A 20,666-nucleotide genomic window follows, 5' to 3' on the forward strand; every position below is an offset into this window, starting at 1 on the left:
ATCGATATGCCCAGCTCTGGTTAGGAGCTGAGCATATCGGATAACCGAATATCTTATTAAACGTAATTACTGAGCGATTTCAACTTGGTGCAAGCTCAATGGGAAATCTTTGTACGGGCTGACATCCCATCCATCGAGTCTACCGTTGATACCCAGCATATTCGTTCTTTGATACATCAGAATTTCAGGAGCGTCAGCATTGATCAATTGATAAGCTTCGGCATAGATTGCTTTACGCTTTTCGAGGTCCAGTTCTTTTTTGCCTTCTTTGTACAGTTCGTCGACTTTAGGGTTCGAGTAACCGGAGTTGTTTTGCGCACCGTCCGTGATATAAACCGTGGAATCCGGATCAGGCGTCAAGCCCCACGCCGCGAAGAACATGTCATAATCGCCGCGGTCTTTTTTCTCCATGATCGCGTTGAAGTCGAGTGTTTCCACGACCAGTTTAACGCCTAATTCTTCATAGTTTTGCGTCATGATCGGAATCAGGGCGTCAACAACCGGGTTGTCTGCTGTTGCAGAGAAGTTGACTTCGAACTTTTTGCCGTCTTTTTCGCGAATACCGTCGGAACCTTCAACCCAACCGGCTTCGTCCAGCAATGCTTTCGCTTTTTCGATATCGTAATCGTAAGGATCAATGTTCTCGCTTGTGTAAGCCCACGATACGTCGGATTGCGGGATATTGATGACTTCGGCATAAGGACCGTAAGCCGCTTCCACGACTTCCGCACGGTTCAGGCCGTAAGTCAGTGCCTGACGTACTTTAACATCGGCGAACATCGGATTTTTGTTGTTCATGGCTACATAGCCGTAACCGTTGTTTTTCAAGATGTTTACATCCAGGAAACCGGCAGCTTTCAATTCTTCCACGTTATCTTCCGTAACCGTGATGTTGTCCAAATCGCTTTCGCCGTTTTGCAGCATCGCAAGATTTGTCGTGTCCGTTGTTACTTTGTAAATCAGTTTAGGAATTTTCGGTGCGCCGTCATAGTAGTTTTCGTTGGCTTCGAAGTCGACTTCTTGACCCGCTGCATATTTCGTCAGCTTGTAAGGACCTGCGCCCATAGGTTTTGTGTTGAATTCTTTGACGCTTGCAATCTCGCCTTGTTTGTAGTTAGCGCCGTAATATGCCTCGGAAAGAGGCGCGATACCGCCCAAGTTGACTTGAGTCATTGCATCATAGTCGCTTACAGTCACTTCTACCGTTTTGTCGTCAATGACTTTAATGCCGGAAATGTCCGTTGCCGTACCTTTGTTATATTCATCAGCGCCAACGACGTTCCAGCTGAGCGGATCGGATTGACCGTCATAGCTTGCGTCCATGTACAATTTCATCGTGAACAGATAGTCGCTTGCTTTTACCGGAGTGCCGTCGCTGTAGTTCGCGTCGTCGCGGATATGGAACGTGTATGTTTTGTTATCGTCGGAAATTTTGATGTCGTCGGCAAGATCGTTCTCGTAAGTGCCGTCTGTTTTAACTTTCGTCAAAGAAGGGAAAATAAGATAGTCTACGTAGAAGTCGTAACTTGTTTGGTGGAACAAAGGATTGAAAATACCTTGAGGAGCTACCGTACCGATAATTGCGGAATCCGTGCGAGCCAGTGCAGTATCGTTACCTGTTGCGATATCCTCTGCTTCAGTGAGTCCGATCGCGCTTTCGGAGTCCGTACCCGTTTCTTCCGTTGCCGTTTCATCGGGAGCCGTCGTATCCGTCGCTGTTTCCGTCGGTGTCGTCGTATCCGTGGAAGCAGCTTCTTCACCGCCGCAAGCAGCCAAGATTGAACCGAAGGCCATAAGTGTCACAAGCATCAAAGATAGTCTCTTTTTCATGTAGATCCCCCTAATCGAAGTTTAAAAGCAGCAAAAGCTATAAAAATAATCGGAAATCGCAGAGCGTTCTGATTATTTTAAACAAACTTTACGGCGATCGACATTGGGATGGTTAGCCTCGTGTGTTTCGTCAGCTTTTGTAAACTGCTTACACATCGGGTTCGTCCATCTCCGGTATAAATGCATAAACGCATTTTCAAACTTGTCATTTAACCTTTGGTCGATTTGAAACCGCGTCATGGCTTCTGCCAGAGCGCCAGCTTAATGAACCAGCGGTAAATTTAATGTAAATAATACGTGTAAAAAATACTCACGTCAACACTTTTTTTGAGAGAAAACACCTTTTTTAGTTTCATTTCTAGCTTAAAGATGTATTTTATCTCTTGATAATGTATAAATACACGTTAACAAGCAGCTAAATGAAACCTTTTAGAAAAGAATATGTAATCGCCATGCCCCTAAATGTAAGATTATCTAACAAATATGTACGGTGGAAATCTAAATTTTGAAGGAAGAAGCCTATAAAATAGGGAGTTTTTTCATTTTAGCATATCACAGGCAAAAGGATAGTCTTTTTTGTCATGCCCAGGCTTTTTTATTTTCCTTCTATTATAAGAACGTTTTCATATTTGTACAGCTTTTTTTGTCTTTGTTAACGTTCTTTTCAAAAACAAAAAAAGAGACGACCGGCCAAAGGCCAATCGTCTCTCGGGAAATTCTACTATTCCGTTGTGTAAGGCAGCAGGGCTACCTGACGCGAACGTTTGATTGCAACAGTCAGCATGCGTTGATATTTCGCGCTTGTGCCTGTTACGCGACGTGGCAAAATTTTGCCGCGCTCACTGATAAATTTACGAAGCAGGTCCGTATCTTTATAGTCGATGAAAGTGATTTTATTTACAGTGAAATAGCACACTTTACGGCGCTTGTTGCGACCACGACGGCCGCCGCTAGGACGTCTTTCGCCGTCTCCGGCATCACGTTGTCTAAAGCTCATTCGATTCATTCCTTTCTATAATTAGAATGGCAGGTCATCATCCGAAATATCGATCGGTCTTCCGTCATCGGAAAAAGGATCCTGATTATTGCTGCCGCCTCCGCGAGGAGCTTGGCTACCGCCGCCGCGATTTCCGCCGCCACCGTTACCACCGTAAGATGGTTCGGTACGGTTTCCGCCGCCGCTGCTATTGCCACCACTGTTGCCGCCTCCGTAAGAGGACGACTCGTCGCGGCCCGATCCGCCGCCGCCTTCGCGATTCGGCGATTCCAGGAAACGGACATTATCGGCAATAACTTCGGTCACGTATACACGCTTTCCTTCATTATTGTCGTAGTTCCGTACTTGAATACGGCCTTCTACCGCCGTCAGGCGTCCTTTGCGCAAATAGTTCGCGCAAGTCTCAGCCAGTTGGCGCCAGGTGACTACCGGAATGAAGTCCGCTTCGCGTTCTCCACCCTGGCTCGTAAACGGACGGTCGACTGCAATCGTAAACTGGGTTACGGCTACGCCCGCAGGCGTGTACCGCAGCTCAGGGTCACGTGTCAGCCGGCCGATCAAAATGACTCGGTTCAACATCTCGGTCCCCTCCTTTGCCGCTGGAGTCTATACCGCGACAGCAGCCTATTCGCTTTTGTCCGGATATAGTCTCTTAGATCGACTGTTACTTCGTTGGTACTGCGGTAATCAGGTAGCGGATGACATCATCGGAAATCTTCATGACGCGCTCAAGCTCTGTAACGACAGCTGGTTCAGCCGTGAAGTTAGTCAGAACGTAGAATCCGTCACGATGTTTCTTGATCTCATACGCGAGGCGACGCTTACCCATAGCATCGTGCTTGGTAATTTCGCCGTTACCGTCAGTGATGATGCCCGAGAATCTATTGATTGCGGCGTCTACCGCTTCTTGTTCAACGTCTGGACGAATGATGTACATCACTTCATAGTTACGCATATATTTCACCTCCTCTTGGACTAAGGCCCCCAATCAGGTTGGGAGCAAGGAACGGGCGTTAAGCCCGGACCGTATTATTATATCAGACTTTGCTTATGGCATCAATAAAAATTTCCAGCCCTTCAAAACAAAAAAACGACCCGCGGTCGTTAGTCTGAGTAACAATATGGCGGAGAGGGTGGGATTCGAACCCACGCACGCTTTGACACGCCTAACTGATTTCGAGTCAGCCCCCTTGGGCCTCTTGGGTACCTCTCCGTAAATAAGTGTCACAACAGAATTTATTATATAGCAGGCTCAAACAAAAATCAAGCGCTTTATCGATATTCGCAAAAATATTTCCGAAGTTCGACGAAGCTTCGATCCGAACGCCGATTAAACTCGAATCAGGTCGACGGCTTGCCTTCAGTAAATGAAGACAAGCCGCTAACCCGAAGCCTTTGCTTATTGCTCGTCCGCTGCCGCAGACTTCAGCACCTTCTTCATGTTTTTCTCGAACTTGACGCGCGGGATCAACACGCTATGCTGACAGCCGACGCACTTGATCCGAATGTCCATGCCCATGCGAATGATCTCCATTTCGTTGCTGCCGCACGGATGCGGCTTTTTCATCTGTACGATGTCTCCCAAGCCGAATACTTTGCGTTCCAACCGGGCCACCCCCTTCGCTTACTGTGCCGAATGCGGCTTGTCCTCCGTATTCGGCGTCTTCTCCGCATCGGTTTTTTCCGACTCCGGTTTGCCCGGCCCTTCCGTTTTCGTCTCCGCGATCTCGGATGACGCAGTAGCGGATTCACGGGCTTGTTCCTCTTCTGCGGCTTGAGCCTTGCGCTCGGCCTCTTCGGCCAGCGCCTGCTTCAAAGCATCGCTTCGCTCCATCGCCCGCTTCACCTCGCCCCGGATCAGGCTTTCTACTTCTGCCTGAGCGTTAGGTGCGCAGCTTACCGTAACGCGAAGCGTATACTCCCCGGTCGTCATCGTTTGCACGCCATGAATTTTCGGAGTACCCAATACCTTTTCATTTTCATCGCTAACCTTTTCCAAGGAGTTGGCAACCAGATGGGTCGCTTCATCCAAGGCACGGTCAGCGCTCATCGGAATATCGATTACGGCTTTGGCATCGGCCAATGAGAAGTTCGTTACGTTCGTGATCGTTCCGTTCGGAATCGCATAAACTTCACCGTTCCAATTACGCAGCCGGGTTGTTCGCAGACCAATGACTTCGACTGTGCCTTTGAAGGTGGCAATCTGGACAACGTCCCCTACCGCGAATTGATCTTCAAAGACGATGAAAAATCCGGTAATAACGTCTTTGACCAAACTCTGCGCACCGAAGCCTATCGCAAGGCCGATTACGCCTGCACCCGCAATCAGAGGAGCCAGATCATAGCCGAGTTCGGAGATGATCAGCATCAACATCATAAAGTTAAGCACGATCACGACCATATTTTTGAGCAGCTTGCCTATCGTCACGAACCGGCGCGGCTTGACGCGGAATTTATTTTCCCCGCTATCCTGCTTCTGTTTCAGCAAGGCCCGATCAATCACCTTGTAGGCGATACGAATCGCAATCTGCGCCAAAATGATAATCAACACAATGCGTATCGCCGTATCGGCAAGTCCCCACCACATCGCGGGGTCCGTCACCTGATCCCAAAGTTTTGCGGTAAACGATAACGCCTCTTGGACCGTCTCCGAAGGATCGCCCGCCGGTGCTTCCGGCGCGCTGCCGCCCTCTGTCCCGTCTGTAGCCGTATTCGTCGTTGCTGTACTCAAAAATCCTTCAAACATGCTACCACTCCTTCCTTTTGCAGGGTTTCAGTCGGTCGAGACCGCATACTGGCACAACGCCCGAATCGCATCAGCATCTGGGATAGACACATTGCGACCCGGGCACGGGTACCTCGTTCGTATTCGTTATAGTCGATCAGACCAATTGTTCGAAGGAGCCCTCGCCGGAAGAATCGCTAGCCCGGAAAATTCCGCGGATCTCGATATGTTCTTCTTGCACAACCGCCATGACACGCCCGAGCTCTTCCGTCGAAAAAGAAAGGCTCAACGCACATCCCGCCGTAATGGCTCCGGGAGTCGGAATCATGTCGAAAGCAATGTCCCGCTCTTCCAGCAACATTTCGGCGCGAAGCGCCTGCTGGGAGGAGTCGAATGCCATAACGCGCGCGCCCATCACTGTTGCCCCTCTCGGCGCGCCAGCTCAACCGCTTCTTTTTCTTCCGGCGACAACGCGTATTTCGACGTCCCTTGTTCAAGCGGCTTGGCGTATACGTAAGAGCTGTCCCGGTTATGCAGGCCGCTCAGAACGATACCGTTATCCAGTTCATCCAACAGCGCGAGGGAAAAACTGAGGTCGCTCCCTTGATCGGAAAATGCATTGTAGCGCTTGATGCCGAGCTTAGACTTCGACATCCGCTGACGCTGCTCGATCATCATAAGCGAACGCCGCTGTTTCTCCTGCTCGTCTTCGACGGAATCCGTCTGCATTTTCAAATTGAGCAGCAGCGATTCCAGGTCTTCGACTCCTGCACCCGCCATCATGCGTTCGTACCGCTTACGCAGTCGGCCCAGCTTGACCGATTGTACAATCGCAATAATCAGAAGGATAAGCACCAGTACTGCCAGGAGGGACATTATTACGAATATCTGCTCGGAAACTAACTCATTCAATTCTGTCATGCTTCGACTCTTTCCCTTCTGTCGCTTATCTGCGGCGCGCATGCGAGCGAAACGGATCGACAAGCGGCGATCCCGGCCACTTGCATGCGCGCCGATGTATTGGAAATGCGTAAAAGCGGTCAACGTACGAGGCTCGGGTGCATTTTCGATATTTACCCGATTTTGAGCCGCCTTACACGGAAGCTGCTATGTCCCGCATGGCGATAATCAGTGCTTCGATATCGGCCCGGGTCGTTGTGCAGCCGAAACTGCTGCGTACCGCGCCGCTTATCGACGTGTTGGCCGAATGATGCGCCAGCGGCGTGCAATGATAACCGGCTCTGACGGCGATGCCGTAATCCCGATCCAATCGGAAAGCAATTTCAGCCGAATCCATTCCCTTCAGCGTAAAAGAAACGATGCCCGTACGCGGTTCGCCCAATTGCGGGCCTAGCAAGCGAAGTCCCTCTACCGAGGACAGTTGTTCCATCAGCGATTGCGTTAACTCCCACTCGCGACGACCTATCGCAGCGGGTCCTTCACTTCGAACATAACGAACTCCCGCACCCAATCCGGCAATACCTACGGTATTCGGCGTACCTGACTCATATCGATCCGGACGCACGGACGGTTGATTGGCTTCTTCGGATTGACTTCCTGTTCCTCCATGGATCAAGGGGACAAGATCGATGGAAGGATGGATGTACAGCCCGCCTGTTCCCTGCGGACCCAGTAGTCCCTTATGTCCGGGAAAAGCCAGCATATCGATGCCTGAAGCCCCGACATCGATATCCATGACCCCCGCACTCTGAGCGGCATCCACCAAGAAGAAAGCCCCCCGGCTGCGAGCAATCTCAGCGATATCCGTCAACGGCAATACGTTACCGAGCAAGTTCGAACTGTGGTTGCATACGATCAGGCGGGTGTTGGCGCGACAAAGCGACTTTAGCTGCAGCAGATCAATCTTCCCCGTTTCGTCGACCTGAACGTAATCGATTTGAACACCGTGCTCTTGACGCATGTACTCCAACGGACGACGAACGGAATTATGTTCGATCATCGTCGCGATCACATGATCCCCCGGTCGCAGCAGTCCTTTGATTGCTTGATTCAGCGCAGCCGTGGTATTCGGCATAAAGGCGATATCGCTCGGATTCGAAATGCCGAACAGGCGAGCAAGCTCCATCCGCGTCCGCATCAGCACTCGACCTGCGGCAATCGCCATGCGGTGTCCGCCGCGGCCGGGATTGGCCGCTTCTTCCAGCATCGAATGCCGCATCGCTTCAAGCACCGAATTCGGCTTCGGCCAGGAAGTTGCGGCGTGATCGAGATAAATGACAGGCTTACCGCTTGCTCTGTTCATGTTCGGTTCTCCTTCCGTGCGCGTCCGCCTGACGCGGAACCTTCTATTGAAGCAGGTCCAGCAAACGCTGCAAATCCTGCTGGTTATAATAACTCAATTCGATCTTGCCTTTTTCCTGACTGCCCGGTTTGATCTTGACTGACGTTTTAAAATGCTCCCGCAGCGACTCCTCGACATTTTCAATGTAGGGATCGCGTCTTTTGAGTTTATTTTTCGCTTTGTTTTTCGCCTTGTTTCCCGCTTCTTGAACTGCCTCTTCAAGATCGCGAACACTCCACCCTTCACGGATTGCCTGCTCGGCCAGTTGTATCTGAATCGAAGGATTCTTCAATCCGACGATCGCTTTGGCGTGCCCCATCGAGAGCGTTCCACGTGAAACAAAGTCTTTTACTTCCTCCGGAAGCGTCAGCAGGCGCAAAAAGTTCGCGATATGCGAGCGGGACTTTCCGACTTTGACCGACAGCTCTTCCTGCGTCATCTTGAATTCGTCCATCAGCGATTGATAGGCGACCGCGATCTCCATCGCATTCAAATTCTCGCGCTGAACGTTCTCGATCAGCGCGATCTCCATCACCTGCTGATCGGTAAACTCGCGAACGACAGCCGGAATATCGGTTCGACCTGCCAAAGCGGACGCACGCGTTCGACGTTCGCCTGCGATAATCTCATACCCTTTTAACACGCTTCGAACGATGATCGGTTGGATCACGCCATGCTGACGAATAGATTCGGCCAGCTCTCGCAATCCTTCCTCATCAAACGAATGCCGCGGCTGATACGGATTGGCGCGCAACCGATTCAAAGGAACGTTTACCACATTATCATTTTCGCCTATCGATAACGAAGGAATCAGGGCATCCAGTCCTTTGCCGAGCCCTTTGCCCAATTTCTTATTCACCGATAACCACTTCCTTTGCCAGCTCCATATAGACTTCCGCTCCCTTGGATCGCGGATCGTAGGTCATGATCGTCTGGCCGTGCGAAGGCGCTTCGCTTAAACGCACATTGCGCGGAATAATCGTCCCGTACACTTTATCCTGAAAATACTTTTTCACTTCTTCGATGACCTGAATGCCGAGATTCGTGCGCGCGTCCAGCATCGTCAGCAATACGCCTTCGATCTGGAGTTCGGTGTTGAGATGCTTCTGTACGAGGCGCACCGTGTTAAGCAGTTGGCTCAACCCTTCCAATGCGTAATACTCGCATTGGATCGGAATAATGACCGAGTCGGCAGCCGTAAGCGAATTGATCGTCAGAATGCCGAGGGAAGGCGGACAATCGATGAGGATATAATCGTAGTCTTTTTTGACCAGGTGGATGTTCTTCTTAAGCCTAAGCTCCCGAGTGACGACCGGCACCAACTCGATCTCGGCTCCTGCCAGTTGAATCGTCGCCGGAATCACGTCGAGTCCTTCGATACGCGTCGGCACGATGACTTCTTTCGGATGCACTTCGTTGATGAGAATGTCGTAAATGCAATGCTCCACATCGGCTTTGTTGATTCCGACGCCGCTTGTCGTATTCCCCTGCGGGTCGATGTCGATCAGCAGTACGCGCTTACCCAGCTTGGCCAGGCCTGCGCTCAGGTTAACGGAAGTCGTCGTTTTACCGACGCCGCCCTTCTGGTTGGCAATTGCGATAATTTTGGACAATCGGATTCACCTCGGTTGGCTTTTGATGATTCCGTCAGGACTTCTTCGGAATCCGAATCACGATCTCGTAATGGTCCCCTTGGTCCGCTTCCGTCGTCTGAATATCCATTCCCGATCCCGATACCATATCGATGGACTGACGAATCGTATTCAGTGCGAGCCGGACGTCTTTCGTATACGAGACTCGCTTGGACTTTTTGGTCGACACGGCTTCCTTTTCCTTGTAAAAGGCAACCCGTGCTTCCGTCTGTTTGACGTTCAGCTCTTTTTCGACGACTTCTTTGAGTACACGCAGCTGAAGCTCTTCGCCGCTCAGCGAAAGCAACGCCCGCGCATGACGCTCCGTAATTTTACGCTCCATCAAAGCCGACTTGACTTCTTCCGGCAGTTGAAGCAGGCGAAGCTTATTGGCAATCGTCGACTGGCTTTTACCGAGTCGTTGAGCCAAGCTTTCCTGCGTCAGTTGATGCAATTCGATTAGCTTCGCGTAAGCCATCGCTTCTTCGACGGCCGTCAGACCTTCGCGCTGCAAGTTTTCGATCAGTGCAATCGAAGCGGTCTGCGAATCGTTGAACTCGCGCACAATAGCCGGGATCGTGGGAAGGCCCAACTTACGAACCGCACGCCAGCGACGCTCACCCGCAATGATCTCGTGTTTGCCGCCGCGCAGACGAACCACGATCGGTTGAATGATCCCGTGCGTTCGAATCGTCTGGCACAACTCCTCGATCTTCTCTTCATCGAAGATCGTTCGCGGCTGATAAGGACTGCCGACGATCTCGCCTACCGGAATCTGCTTGACCTCGTCTGCGGCCGAGCGTTCCGTCAGCCCGAATAATTTGGAAAATTGCTCTTTCATTCCGAACATGACCACCTATTCCGGGAAGTCGGCAGCATGCGCCGTCCTTCTCAAGAAATTTCAACTCCCGATTTCGCAAGATACCGGCGAATCTTCGGTGCCGCTGCGTTCCCCCCGCATCTTCCGACAACCGTCATATTCCGCTTCAGCCGCCATCCGCAAAACCTGTTCTTTCAGCCATTTGCAACAGGACATATGATCTCGCCGACATGACGCGCGATCGACATCCTTTTTAACGGAAACTTAATAGGATTCTCTATTCGTTAAACTCAAAAAAGTCTGGAAACAGACAACTTCAGTTTATCACTTTTCCCACATGAATCCTATCCTGAAATCCCCTGGGATTCTTTTCGCCGAATCAAAATTCGAGCTCGATCCGGACAAAAAAACGCCGCCCGAAGGCGGCGATTTTGAACCTTTTACCGTTCATGCTAGTACTTTGACCGCATCAAATCTAAGGTTTGCGTCCATCGGAAACACGCACGGTTCAAGCGGGTTTTCGGTGGACGTAACCTAACTTCTTACGCGGTCATGGTGCTGCAGTCTGTTCCACGTGAAACACAATGATTACACCAACGGTTTTTTCATCGGAAGTCCCGGGGTGCGCGGATACTTGTAAGGCGTAATCTCGAATTTCAACACCCGGATAATATGACGGTCCGATTCGTCGAACGGCAGCCGGAACGCGTCCACATTCGTGATTTCTCCACGCAGCTCGCGCAGGCTCTTTTGCGAATCGGCGATTTCTTCCGTAGGGTCCGTTCCTTTCATCGCGGCAAAAATGCCGTCCTTTTTCACGAAAGGCAAACAGAATTCGTTCAGTACGGCAAGGCGTGCCACGGCACGCGCGGTAACGAGATCGAACGAATCGCGGTAGCCTCGCTTGTGTCCCCACTCCTCGGCGCGGCCGTGCAGGAACTCGGCGCCTTTCAGCCCGATACCTTCCGAGACGGCTTTAAGGAACGTGATGCGTTTGTTAAGCGAGTCGATAATGCACAGCTTGAGATGCGGGAAAGCAATCTTTAGCGGTACCCCGGGGAAGCCTGCACCCGAGCCGATATCGGCAAGGCTGGTCACTTTTTTCATATCCACGTAAAAGGCCAGCGTCAGCGAATCGTAAAAATGCTTCTCATACACCTGTTCGCGCTCGGTGATCCCGGTCAGGTTCATCTTCTCGTTCCACTCGACCAGCAGCTTGTAGTACGTCTCGAACTGCTCAAGCTGCTGCTCGTTCAATTCAATGCCTTTTTCCTTCAATCGATCGCTGAAGCGTTGTTGAATATCGTCCATGCTTACCCCCGTGCAGCCGCTACCCGGTTATACTGTTCCAGGTAAACGAGCAGAATCGAAATATCGGCGGGCGTAACGCCCGAAATGCGCGAAGCCTGTCCGATCGACAACGGTCGAATCGCTGACAGCTTTTGCTTCGCTTCCATCGCCAAGCCCCGAACTTCATCGTAAGCCAGGTCTTCAGGCAGCTTCTTTTGTTCCATCTTTTTCAGTCGTTCCACATGGGCAAGCTGCTTCTCGATATAGCCCGCGTACTTCACTTGGATCTCGACTTGTTCTTTCATTTCTTCGTTCAATTCGATCTCCGTCGGAATGATGTCTTGAATATCGGCGTACGACACTTCCGGACGACGCAGGATGGTCAGCAGGTCGGAACCGTTGTTGATGACCGCCGAATCCAAACGCTCCAGCATCGGATTCACTTGATCCGGGTGAACCTTCGCTTTGCCCAAACGTTTGATCTCCGCTTCGACTTTTGCTTTTTTATCCAGGAAAAGGTCGTAACGCTCGTCGGCGATCAGTCCGATCTCATGACCGATCGGCGTCAGGCGCAGGTCGGCATTGTCGTGACGGAGCAGCAAACGGTATTCCGCGCGCGAAGTCAGCAGACGGTACGGTTCGTTGGTGCCTTTCGTAACCAAGTCGTCGATCAGCACGCCGATATAACCTTGCGAACGATCCAGCACGACGCCTTCGCGGCCTTGCGCTTTGCGCGCAGCATTAATGCCTGCCATGATGCCTTGACCCGCAGCTTCTTCGTAGCCCGATGTTCCGTTGATTTGTCCGGCCGTGAACAGACCCGGCAGCAGCTTCGTTTCCAGCGTCGGCCATAATTGCGTCGGAACCATCGCGTCGTATTCGATCGCGTAGCCGTTGCGCATGATTTCGACCTTTTCCATACCGGCGATCGTGCGCAGCATGCTCAACTGCACGTCTTCCGGCAGGCTTGTGGACAGTCCTTGCACATAATACTCCGACGTGTTTTTGCCTTCCGGCTCGAGGAAGATTTGGTGCTTCGATTTGTCGCTGAATCGCACCACTTTGTCCTCGATGGACGGACAGTAGCGCGGACCCGTACCTTCGATCAGACCTGAAAACATCGGGGCGCGGTGCAGGTTGTCGTTGATGATCTGATGCGTTTCCGGCGACGTATACGTCAGCCAGCAAGGCAGCTGCTCGTTGCTCGAACCTTTCGTTTCATAAGAAAAGAACTTCGGCTTGTCGTCGCCCGGTTGGATTTCCGTTTTCGAAAAATCGATCGTATCTTTGTGCACGCGCGGAGGCGTACCGGTTTTGAAACGAACCAGTTGGAAGCCCAGTTCGCGCAGGTTTTCCGAAAGGCGAACAGAAGGTTGTTGGTTGTTCGGGCCGCTTTCGTACGTCAGTTCGCCCATAATGATCTTGCCGCGCAGGTAAGTGCCCGTGGTAATCACGACCGATTTAGCCATGTAGCGTGTACCTGTCTTGGTTACGACACCAACGCACTTGCCGTCTTCAACAATCAGTTCTTCGACCATCCCTTGACGCATCGTCAGATTCGGTTCTTTTTCCATCGTTTCTTTCATCGTTTGTTGATACGAGAACTTGTCCGCTTGGGCACGCAGAGCGTGAACAGCCGGGCCTTTACCCGTGTTCAGCATACGCATCTGGATGAAGGTCTTGTCGATATTGCGTCCCATTTCGCCGCCGAGCGCATCGATTTCGCGCACGACGTGTCCTTTTGCCGGACCGCCGATCGACGGGTTGCAGGGCATGAACGCGACCATATCGAGGTTGATGGTGACCATCAATGTTTTGCAGCCCATCCGGGCCGCGGCCAATGCCGATTCGACGCCGGCATGTCCGGCGCCGACGACGATAACGTCGAATTCTCCGCCTGTGTATGTCATGTTGATCCTCCTGGGGTAGCTGCGCCTGGGGTGAACTCGCTGCGTGGAATGTCCTTACGATCGCGTGCTGTTTTCGGAATGCCTGATTGGATGTATGGCTGAGGGGGCATTCCGAAAACAGAGGCGAGTACCTTGTCAACGCTAAAAGTAAGGTCACGTCCGTCTGAAATCCACCTAAAGCGTGTGGATTTCAGCCAACCGTAATTCTCTGATTAAGAGTTGACAAGGTACTAGCGCTGCGCTTCTTCAGGACATTCCACTTCCCTCGTTCACCGGCTTCGCTTTGGTTTTTGTGAAAAGAAAAGGGCTGCTTTGTTCGGTTGAACATCGCTTTTTAAGGGCAAGGAAAGGATTGGAGAAATTTCAGGGGTAGGGTCCTGAAAAATTGCTTCATCTATATAGGGCCGATATGAGGCTGAACAGAATGGTTAATGCGAAAAGCAAAAGAATGAAAAGCTCTGTACGAAATCGACCTTACTTGCCCAGACAGAACTGGGAGAAGATCTGATCGATCAACGAGTCTTGGGCAGTGTCGCCGACAATCTCGCCGAGTTGTTCCCAAGCCAAGCGGACGTCGATCTGGATCATGTCGATCGGGACGAACATTTCGGCTGCTTCGATGGCATCAATCAACGAGCGCTTCGTTTGGTGCAGCAGCGCGATGTGGCGAACGTTGGATACATAGGTCAGGTCGGCGCTTTCGAGTTTGCCGGCGAAGAACAAGGACGAGATCGCTTCTTCGAGTCGGTCAACGCCTTCTCCCTCTTTAACGGTCATCGGCACAATCAGCTCTTCTTTGTAGAACTGACGCACTTTTTCCGTTTCGACTTTTTGCGGCAGGTCCATTTTGTTCAAGATCACGATCGATTGACGACCGCTGATCTGCTCCATCAACTGCTGTTCTTCTTCGTTCAATTCGTCGCCGTTGTTGAGCACGAGCAGGATCAGATCGGCTTCGTTCAGCGCGGTACGCGAACGTTCGACGCCGATTTTTTCGACTACGTCCAGCGTCTCGCGAATCCCGGCGGTATCGAGCAGTTTGAGCGGGATATTGTTGATGGTGATAAACTCTTCAATCACGTCGCGCGTCGTGCCCGGGATATCGGTCACGATGGCGCGGTTTTGACCGGACAGCGCGTTGAGCAGCGAAGATTTCCCGACGTTAGGACGTCCGACAATAGCAGTAGTGATGCCTTCGCGCAGGATCTTGCCCTGATTCGATGTGTGGAGCAAGCGCTCGATTTCCGTCAAAACCGAACCGCATTTTTCCTGGATAAATAACGAGGTCATCGATTCCACGTCGTGCTCGGGGTAGTCGATATTGACTTCGATATGCGCCAATGTCTCGATCAACGTCTGCCGCAGTTGTTGAATCCGACGGGACAGATCGCCTTCCACCTGCTTGAACGCGACGGAAAAAGCTTTGTCGGACTTCGAACGGATCAAGTCGATCACGCCTTCCGCCTGCGACAGATCGATACGTCCGTTCAAAAAGGCGCGCTTCGTAAACTCGCCCGGTTCCGCCAGGCGGATACGCTGCTTGAGCAGCAGCTCCATGATCCGACGAACGGATACGACGCCGCCGTGCGCGCTGATTTCCACCACGTCTTCGGTCGTAAACGATTTGGGCGCCAGCATAACCGTAACCAGCACTTCTTCCATTTTTTCTTTCGTGTCCGGATCGATCATGAATCCATAATGGACGGTATGACTCGGCACTTCCGTCAACGGCGTCGCGCCGCGGAACAATCGGCTCACTTCGCCTACCGCTTCAGGACCGCTAACGCGGATTACGGCAATCCCGCCTTCGCCGACTGCTGTGGAAATTGCCGCTATTGTATCGCTAATCATTAGGTATGCCTCTCTTTCCAAGCCTGACTTTTGCCTGTCTTATATACAAGAAAAAACGGGAGGCCTCGGTCGATAAACCCAAAGCTTCAATTCCCCGTTTCTTTCGATTTCAAATTCAATGGTTTACCCAAATATTCGATCGCGGCGCAAACAGCAGAGGCCCTCTTTGCCGCAGGGGACAAAGAGGGCGCTCGCCTGAATGCTCACTTTGGAATACACCGTTATTTGAGCGTGATGACGACGCGGCGATTCGGTTCTTCACCACGGCTTCCCGTATCGACTTCAGGATGATTTTGCAACCTGGCGTGAATAACCTTTCGCTCCTGCGGAGGCATCGGCTCCAGCACGACTTCCTTGCGGGTTCGAACGACGCGTTCCGCCAGGCGATCCGCCAAGTCTTCCAATGTTTTCGCCCGGCGACGCCGGAAATTTTCCGCATCCAGCGTCAACCGTACAAACTTATCGGAACCTTTATTCGCAACGACGCCGGCCAGCAGTTGAAGAGCATCCAACGTCTGCCCCCGCCGTCCGATCAGCATGCCAAGCTCCGGACCGGAGATATCCAGCAGGCCGCCATCCCGATTTTTCCGAACGTCGACCTCCACGTCAAGTCCCATCGCACCGGCAACTTCACGAATGAAATCGGCGGCCTCGTGGTAACGTTCCATCGGGCGAGCGCCTGTCGTCTCATCAGAGAGCGACTCGGCTTCATCCGGCGCAAGCATGACCGGATTCGGCTGCTCGCGCCTTGGTGCGGATTCCGCATGCGCCGAGGCTTCTGCTTTCATGGGCCCCGGTGCCGCAGAATTCGGACTTCCCAATCGAGTAGACGTAGAGCGGTTATTCTCGGCTTCGACAATCGGAGCAACCTGAGCTGCCGTTTCTTCCGGCACACGTCCGGAACGAACCAATGACAGCTCGACTTTGGCTTCACGCCCGCCGAACAAACCGAGGAATTTTTTTGAAGGGTGCTCCAGCACGTTCACTTCAACCTGATCCCTCGTTACGCCAAGCTGCCCAAGTCCCAGCGAGATGGCTTCATCTACCGTTTTTCCTACAGCCGTCACTTTGCTCGTCATCGAATCCGCGCCCCCTCATGTTACGCTTCGTCTTTTGCACACGCTCGTTATTCAGCTATCTTCTATGATCGTAAACTTAACGTTTTTTCTTTTTCTTTTTGCGGCTCGATACCGGGCCTGCGCCTTTGGACAAGCTCACGCCGCCGGAAGTACCGTTTTTGCCGGCAGGTTTTGCTCCGCCTTGCTGCGCGATCACGGCAGCTGCCGCTTTCGAATCGTTGTTGCGGTACAAGAAGAAGTTTTGCACGATCGTGTACACGTTACTCATTGCCCAATAGAGCGGGAGAGCGGACGGGAATTGATAACCCATGAAGAAGATCAGTACCGGATAAACGAACAACATGAACTTCATCGGTCCTTGCTGCTGTGCCGGATTTTGACGCATCATCAACCAAGTTTGCAGGAACGTCGTCGCCGCCGCAAACAGGGTGAGCGGAATGTCCGGTTTGCCCAGCTCCATCCAGAGGAAAGAGTGCTGCGCCAAATCGCTGTTATAAATGATCGCATTGTACAGCGCGATAAAGATCGGCATTTGGATGATCAAAGGCAAACAGCCTGCGGCCGGATTGACCTTGTTCTCTTGGAACAGGCGCATCTGCTCCTGCTGCATGCGCTGCGGATCGTCCTTGTATTGTTCTCTCAGCTTCTGCATTTCCGGCTGGATCGCCTGCATCGCTTTCGAGCTCTTGACGGATTTGATCGTCAACGGCAGGATCAGCGTACGTACGATCAGTACCAGCAGCAGGACGGCCAGGCCGTATTCGCCGCCGAACCATTCCGCGAACGAGTCAAGCGCCAGCGCGAACCAGTAGACGACGTTGCTCTGCCAGAAGCTGCCGCTGTTTTTCAAGTCTTCCGTCGTATGCAGCGTCGTGGCCGGCGTACAGCCCGCAAGGACGGCAATCAGCAGAACAGCGGCGATAACCATCACCCACTTGCCTCTGCGTTTGAACAAATGAGACACTAGATAACCCCTCTCTTAACCTTCATGTACCTGCACTCCCGCAGGACTTCCTCCCGCATCGGGCAAACCGCTTGCAGTTGTGAAAATCATACCATAATTAGCCCTTCATTTGAAACGCGAAAAAGCGCTTCACTTCGAAGTCTCCCCCGGTCGGTCCTGCCGACCTTTACGCTTGAGCAGCAAGGACTTGCGAAGCACGTGCAGCACGCTCTTCTCCAATTCCTTGTAATCCATGTCGACCGCGCCTTTTCGAATAATGAACACCAGATCGACATGATCCACGATTTCGCCGGCATGATGCCGAACGATTTCCTTCATTAAACGGCGTATCCGGTTTCGGACAACCGCATTGCCTACCTTTTTACTGACCGACACGCCCATGCGAAACTGATCGACATCCCGTTTGTGAAACCAATACAGGACCAGCTGCCGGTTCGCGAAGGACTTGCCGTGACGGTATACGCGGGTAAACTCGGCACGGTTCCGTAATCGCAGCTTCTTTTGCACCTTTTCTCGCGTCCCCTTTATTAAGAAAAAAAGACCACCTCCAGGTGGTCTTCGCTCATGTGCCCAAGCTTACGCGCTCAGCACTTTTCTGCCTTTGAGACGACGAGCAGCCAGCACCTTGCGGCCGTTTTTCGTGCTCATTCTTTTACGGAATCCGTGCACCTTTTTGCGCTTGCGGGTGTTTGGTTTGAAAGTAGGACCCATTACAATAGCACCTCCTTTTACGGGTAGTACAGGTTTTGCAATATGCTAAACCAATATAATTACACACATTCGTTCTTCTTCTCGCAGAACATGCCTTTTATCATTTAATCATGCGTTTCCAGCAAAGTCAAGTAAACTTCTTCGTAATCCTCCCTCTTTTTTAACGAAAAAAATAGGCTTGGAATACTTATATATAAGGAAAGGCAATTCCGCAAGCAATCTTCCTCGCATTGCTAACTTGGTTTAAATCGACTGGAAATGGCGCCGTTCCGGCCTTTTAAACAAATGAAGTCTGCTGGACTGCGCTCGATTGCCGAGCTGCGCCGGAATACATTCGACGGCGATCCAAGAACGGATCGGGCCTCTTCGCTCTTTTTGAACAATTCGACGAATCCGTTCGCGGGCCCGAACGAATTGCTTCCTCTTTCCCTTTTTAAAAATCGCGATTATTCGTTGCTCCCTCTTTTTCGGCTTTGTCCTTTTTTCGATCTTTTCCCTTGGACCTTCGACCCTCTCGAACTTCAGGTTTTTCGCAATCCGGGATCCGAATTCGGGTTTCGGGTGTTCTCATGGTTATCCACAGCCCCCCTTTCAAACCCTACCTGGCTGCCGTGCGAAAGAGACGTTTTTGCGTAACCCACTTTTCCACCGTATTGCCTTTTGGCCTGTGTATATTTTTGCGCAGTCATTTTATTCACAGGTCAATTTTAAACACGTTATGAACAATATCTAGTGGTGTGGATATGTTTTATGCACAAGGTCTTGGTTTTGTGGATAAAATAGCATGAACCGTTGAAATGAACGGCTTCTTTTGCTATGATTAGATTACTTTTCGGTGTGAATATTCGGTTTTAGCCTCTATATTATCAACAGTCTGTGGATAACGTTGTGAACAAGTTCTGTTTATCCTTCTTTTTTTGTTCCCATAATTATGGATCGTGGGGATAACCTCTCTCGGCTTCCCTAGGTTCGTCTTCGTTATGCTCCTCGTTTCGCGAACTCCGCTTCTTGATCGGCTTCCGGCCTGAGTGGGCGCGGCGGCGGAAGTGAAGAATCAGATTCGAACGAGTCGTTTGAAGACAACCTGCAATCCCGAAAACTCTCGGCGGACGCTCCGGCTTAAGCCACATCGCACGATTTTCAAAGGAGTGACAGTTTGTGGACAGCCATACCGCTCAATTGTGGCAACAAATTTTATCTATCATCCAAACTAAGCTGAGCAAACCCAGCTTCGACACCTGGTTCAAAGCGACTCAGGTCATTCACCTCACCAACGGAGCGCTTACCGTATCGGCGCCGACGACTTTTGCCGTGGAATGGTTGGAAAGCCGATATACCAAACTGGTGGCGCAGGTCGCTTTCGACGTGCTCGGACGCAGCGTCACGGTTAAGTTCGTCATTGAAGAACCCGGACACGAAGAAGAGTCGCTGCAAAAGCAGTCGACTCCGCCGCCGGCTCCGGTTCAAATCAATGTTGAAGCGAATGCCAATATGTTGAATCCCAAGTACACGTTCGATACGTTCGTCATCGGCTCGGGCAACCGGTTTGCCCACGCGGCATCGCTCGCCGTCGCCGAGGCGCCGGCAAAAGCCTACAACCCTTTGTTTCTATACGGGGGCGTAGGTCTCGGAAAAACGCACTTGATGCACGCGATCGGCCATTACATTTTGCAGCATAATCCGAGCAGCCGCGTCGTTTATATCTCTTCGGAGAAATTCACGAACGAGTTCATCAACTCGATCCGCGACAACCGCGGCGAAAGCTTCCGGAACAAGTATCGCAATATCGACATCCTGCTGATCGACGATATTCAGTTCATTGCGGGAAAAGAGTCGACGCAGGAAGAGTTCTTCCATACGTTCAATGCGCTGCATGAGGAGAGCAAACAGATCATTATCTCCAGCGACCGGCCTCCGAAGGAGATCCCGACCCTGGAAGAACGTCTGCGTTCGAGGTTCGAATGGGGATTGATTACCGATATCCAGCCGCCGGATTTGGAGACTCGGATCGCGATTTTGCGGAAAAAAGCACGTGCGGAGAAGCTCGATGTGCCGAACGAAGCGATGATGTACATCGCGAACCAGATCGACACCAACATTCGCGAGCTTGAAGGTGCGCTGATTCGCGTCGTAGCTTATTCGTCGTTGACCAATCAAGACGTGACCGCCCATCTGGCAGCCGAAGCGCTGAAGGACATCATTCCGTCCAGCCGGCCTCGGATCATTACGATCCAGGACATCCAGCAGCGTGTCGGCGAGTACTATAATTTGAAAATGGAAGACTTTAAGGCGAGAAAACGGACCAAGGCGATCGCCTTCCCGCGCCAAGTCGCCATGTATCTGTCGCGCGAACTGACCGACTACTCGCTGCCCAAGATCGGCGAAGCGTTCGGCGGACGCGACCATACGACGGTCATTCACGCGCATGAAAAGATCACCCATTCGTTGAAAGTGGACCAAGAACTCTCGAAAGTTGTCCACAGCCTGACCGAGAAAATAAAAAATCCTTCCTGAATAAACAAAAAGCCTATGCACAACTTATACACATGTGGATAG

General features: G+C 51.6%; 20 protein-coding genes and 1 tRNA gene. 1 reads left to right on the plus strand and 20 read right to left on the minus strand.

Annotated elements, in window-relative coordinates; genetic code table 11:
• Window positions 1–66 precede the first annotated feature (66 nt).
• The 20 genes from HRQ63_RS19700 to rpmH form a co-directional block, all read right to left on the minus strand.
• Window positions 67–1,830, minus strand: a complete 1,764-nt coding sequence (locus HRQ63_RS19700) for an ABC transporter substrate-binding protein (RefSeq protein WP_172246865.1) — start codon at window positions 1,828–1,830, stop codon at window positions 67–69.
• A gap of 721 nt (window positions 1,831–2,551) precedes the next feature.
• Window positions 2,552–2,827: a 30S ribosomal protein S18 gene (gene rpsR / locus HRQ63_RS19705; RefSeq protein ID WP_018976953.1), complete on the minus strand. Its 276-nt coding sequence runs from the start codon at window positions 2,825–2,827 to the stop codon at window positions 2,552–2,554.
• Between the two features lie 21 nt (window positions 2,828–2,848).
• Window positions 2,849–3,406, minus strand: coding sequence for a single-stranded DNA-binding protein (gene ssb / locus HRQ63_RS19710; RefSeq protein WP_172246866.1), 558 nt, complete (start codon window positions 3,404–3,406; stop codon window positions 2,849–2,851).
• Between the two features lie 85 nt (window positions 3,407–3,491).
• A complete protein-coding gene (rpsF, locus tag HRQ63_RS19715) occupies window positions 3,492–3,782 on the minus strand; it encodes a 30S ribosomal protein S6 (protein WP_037286125.1) in 291 nt (96 codons plus the stop codon).
• A gap of 167 nt (window positions 3,783–3,949) precedes the next feature.
• Window positions 3,950–4,040, minus strand: a tRNA-Ser gene (locus HRQ63_RS19720).
• A 186-nt stretch (window positions 4,041–4,226) separates the two neighbouring features.
• Window positions 4,227–4,433 (minus strand): DUF951 domain-containing protein, encoded by a 207-nt coding sequence (locus HRQ63_RS19725; RefSeq protein WP_037286122.1) that lies wholly within the window; start codon window positions 4,431–4,433, stop codon window positions 4,227–4,229.
• Between the two features lie 18 nt (window positions 4,434–4,451).
• On the minus strand, window positions 4,452–5,573 hold the full coding sequence (locus HRQ63_RS19730; protein WP_172246867.1) for a mechanosensitive ion channel family protein: 1,122 nt from the start codon (window positions 5,571–5,573) through the stop codon (window positions 4,452–4,454).
• Between the two features lie 136 nt (window positions 5,574–5,709).
• A complete protein-coding gene (locus HRQ63_RS19735; RefSeq protein WP_172246868.1) occupies window positions 5,710–5,967 on the minus strand; it encodes a putative Se/S carrier protein in 258 nt (85 codons plus the stop codon).
• Entirely contained in the window at window positions 5,967–6,473 is a 507-nt protein-coding gene (locus HRQ63_RS19740) for a DUF4446 family protein (RefSeq protein ID WP_172246869.1), read from the minus strand. Before HRQ63_RS19740 ends, HRQ63_RS19735 begins: the two co-directional genes overlap by 1 nt.
• Before the next feature lie 172 nt (window positions 6,474–6,645).
• On the minus strand, window positions 6,646–7,815 hold the full coding sequence (locus HRQ63_RS19745) for an aminotransferase class V-fold PLP-dependent enzyme (protein ID WP_172246870.1): 1,170 nt from the start codon (window positions 7,813–7,815) through the stop codon (window positions 6,646–6,648).
• Window positions 7,816–7,858: 43 nt separating this feature from the next.
• On the minus strand, window positions 7,859–8,701 hold the full coding sequence (locus HRQ63_RS19750; RefSeq protein WP_172246933.1) for a ParB/RepB/Spo0J family partition protein: 843 nt from the start codon (window positions 8,699–8,701) through the stop codon (window positions 7,859–7,861).
• 4 nt (window positions 8,702–8,705) lie between these two features.
• Window positions 8,706–9,467 carry a ParA family protein gene (locus HRQ63_RS19755; RefSeq protein ID WP_172246871.1) on the minus strand — a complete coding sequence of 254 codons (762 nt, stop codon included), beginning with the start codon at window positions 9,465–9,467 and terminating at the stop codon, window positions 8,706–8,708.
• A gap of 34 nt (window positions 9,468–9,501) precedes the next feature.
• A complete protein-coding gene (gene noc, locus HRQ63_RS19760; protein WP_172246872.1) occupies window positions 9,502–10,326 on the minus strand; it encodes a nucleoid occlusion protein in 825 nt (274 codons plus the stop codon).
• Window positions 10,327–10,893: 567 nt separating this feature from the next.
• Window positions 10,894–11,616 (minus strand): 16S rRNA (guanine(527)-N(7))-methyltransferase RsmG, encoded by a 723-nt coding sequence (rsmG, locus tag HRQ63_RS19765; RefSeq protein WP_172246873.1) that lies wholly within the window; start codon window positions 11,614–11,616, stop codon window positions 10,894–10,896.
• A 2-nt stretch (window positions 11,617–11,618) separates the two neighbouring features.
• Window positions 11,619–13,505 carry a tRNA uridine-5-carboxymethylaminomethyl(34) synthesis enzyme MnmG gene (gene mnmG, locus HRQ63_RS19770; protein ID WP_172246874.1) on the minus strand — a complete coding sequence of 629 codons (1,887 nt, stop codon included), beginning with the start codon at window positions 13,503–13,505 and terminating at the stop codon, window positions 11,619–11,621.
• A gap of 474 nt (window positions 13,506–13,979) precedes the next feature.
• Complete coding sequence (mnmE, locus tag HRQ63_RS19775) at window positions 13,980–15,356, minus strand: tRNA uridine-5-carboxymethylaminomethyl(34) synthesis GTPase MnmE (RefSeq protein ID WP_172246875.1); 1,377 nt, start codon at window positions 15,354–15,356, stop codon at window positions 13,980–13,982.
• Between the two features lie 221 nt (window positions 15,357–15,577).
• A complete protein-coding gene (jag, locus tag HRQ63_RS19780; RefSeq protein WP_172246876.1) occupies window positions 15,578–16,435 on the minus strand; it encodes an RNA-binding cell elongation regulator Jag/EloR in 858 nt (285 codons plus the stop codon).
• 76 nt (window positions 16,436–16,511) lie between these two features.
• The gene (locus HRQ63_RS19785) at window positions 16,512–17,399 is read right to left on the minus strand and encodes a YidC/Oxa1 family membrane protein insertase (protein WP_229714296.1); all 888 of its coding nucleotides are present in this window, start codon (window positions 17,397–17,399) and stop codon (window positions 16,512–16,514) included.
• 129 nt (window positions 17,400–17,528) lie between these two features.
• On the minus strand, window positions 17,529–17,906 hold the full coding sequence (gene rnpA, locus HRQ63_RS19790; RefSeq protein ID WP_172246877.1) for a ribonuclease P protein component: 378 nt from the start codon (window positions 17,904–17,906) through the stop codon (window positions 17,529–17,531).
• Between the two features lie 69 nt (window positions 17,907–17,975).
• A complete protein-coding gene (gene rpmH, locus HRQ63_RS19795; RefSeq protein ID WP_018976936.1) occupies window positions 17,976–18,110 on the minus strand; it encodes a 50S ribosomal protein L34 in 135 nt (44 codons plus the stop codon).
• A gap of 1,158 nt (window positions 18,111–19,268) precedes the next feature.
• Between rpmH and dnaA the strand changes: the two genes are divergently transcribed.
• Window positions 19,269–20,624: a chromosomal replication initiator protein DnaA gene (gene dnaA / locus HRQ63_RS19800; RefSeq protein ID WP_172246878.1), complete on the plus strand. Its 1,356-nt coding sequence runs from the start codon at window positions 19,269–19,271 to the stop codon at window positions 20,622–20,624.
• The last annotated feature ends 42 nt before the right edge of the window (window positions 20,625–20,666 follow it).

The organism is Saccharibacillus endophyticus, assembly GCF_013185185.1.
Taxonomy (GTDB): domain Bacteria; phylum Bacillota; class Bacilli; order Paenibacillales; family Paenibacillaceae; genus Saccharibacillus; species Saccharibacillus endophyticus.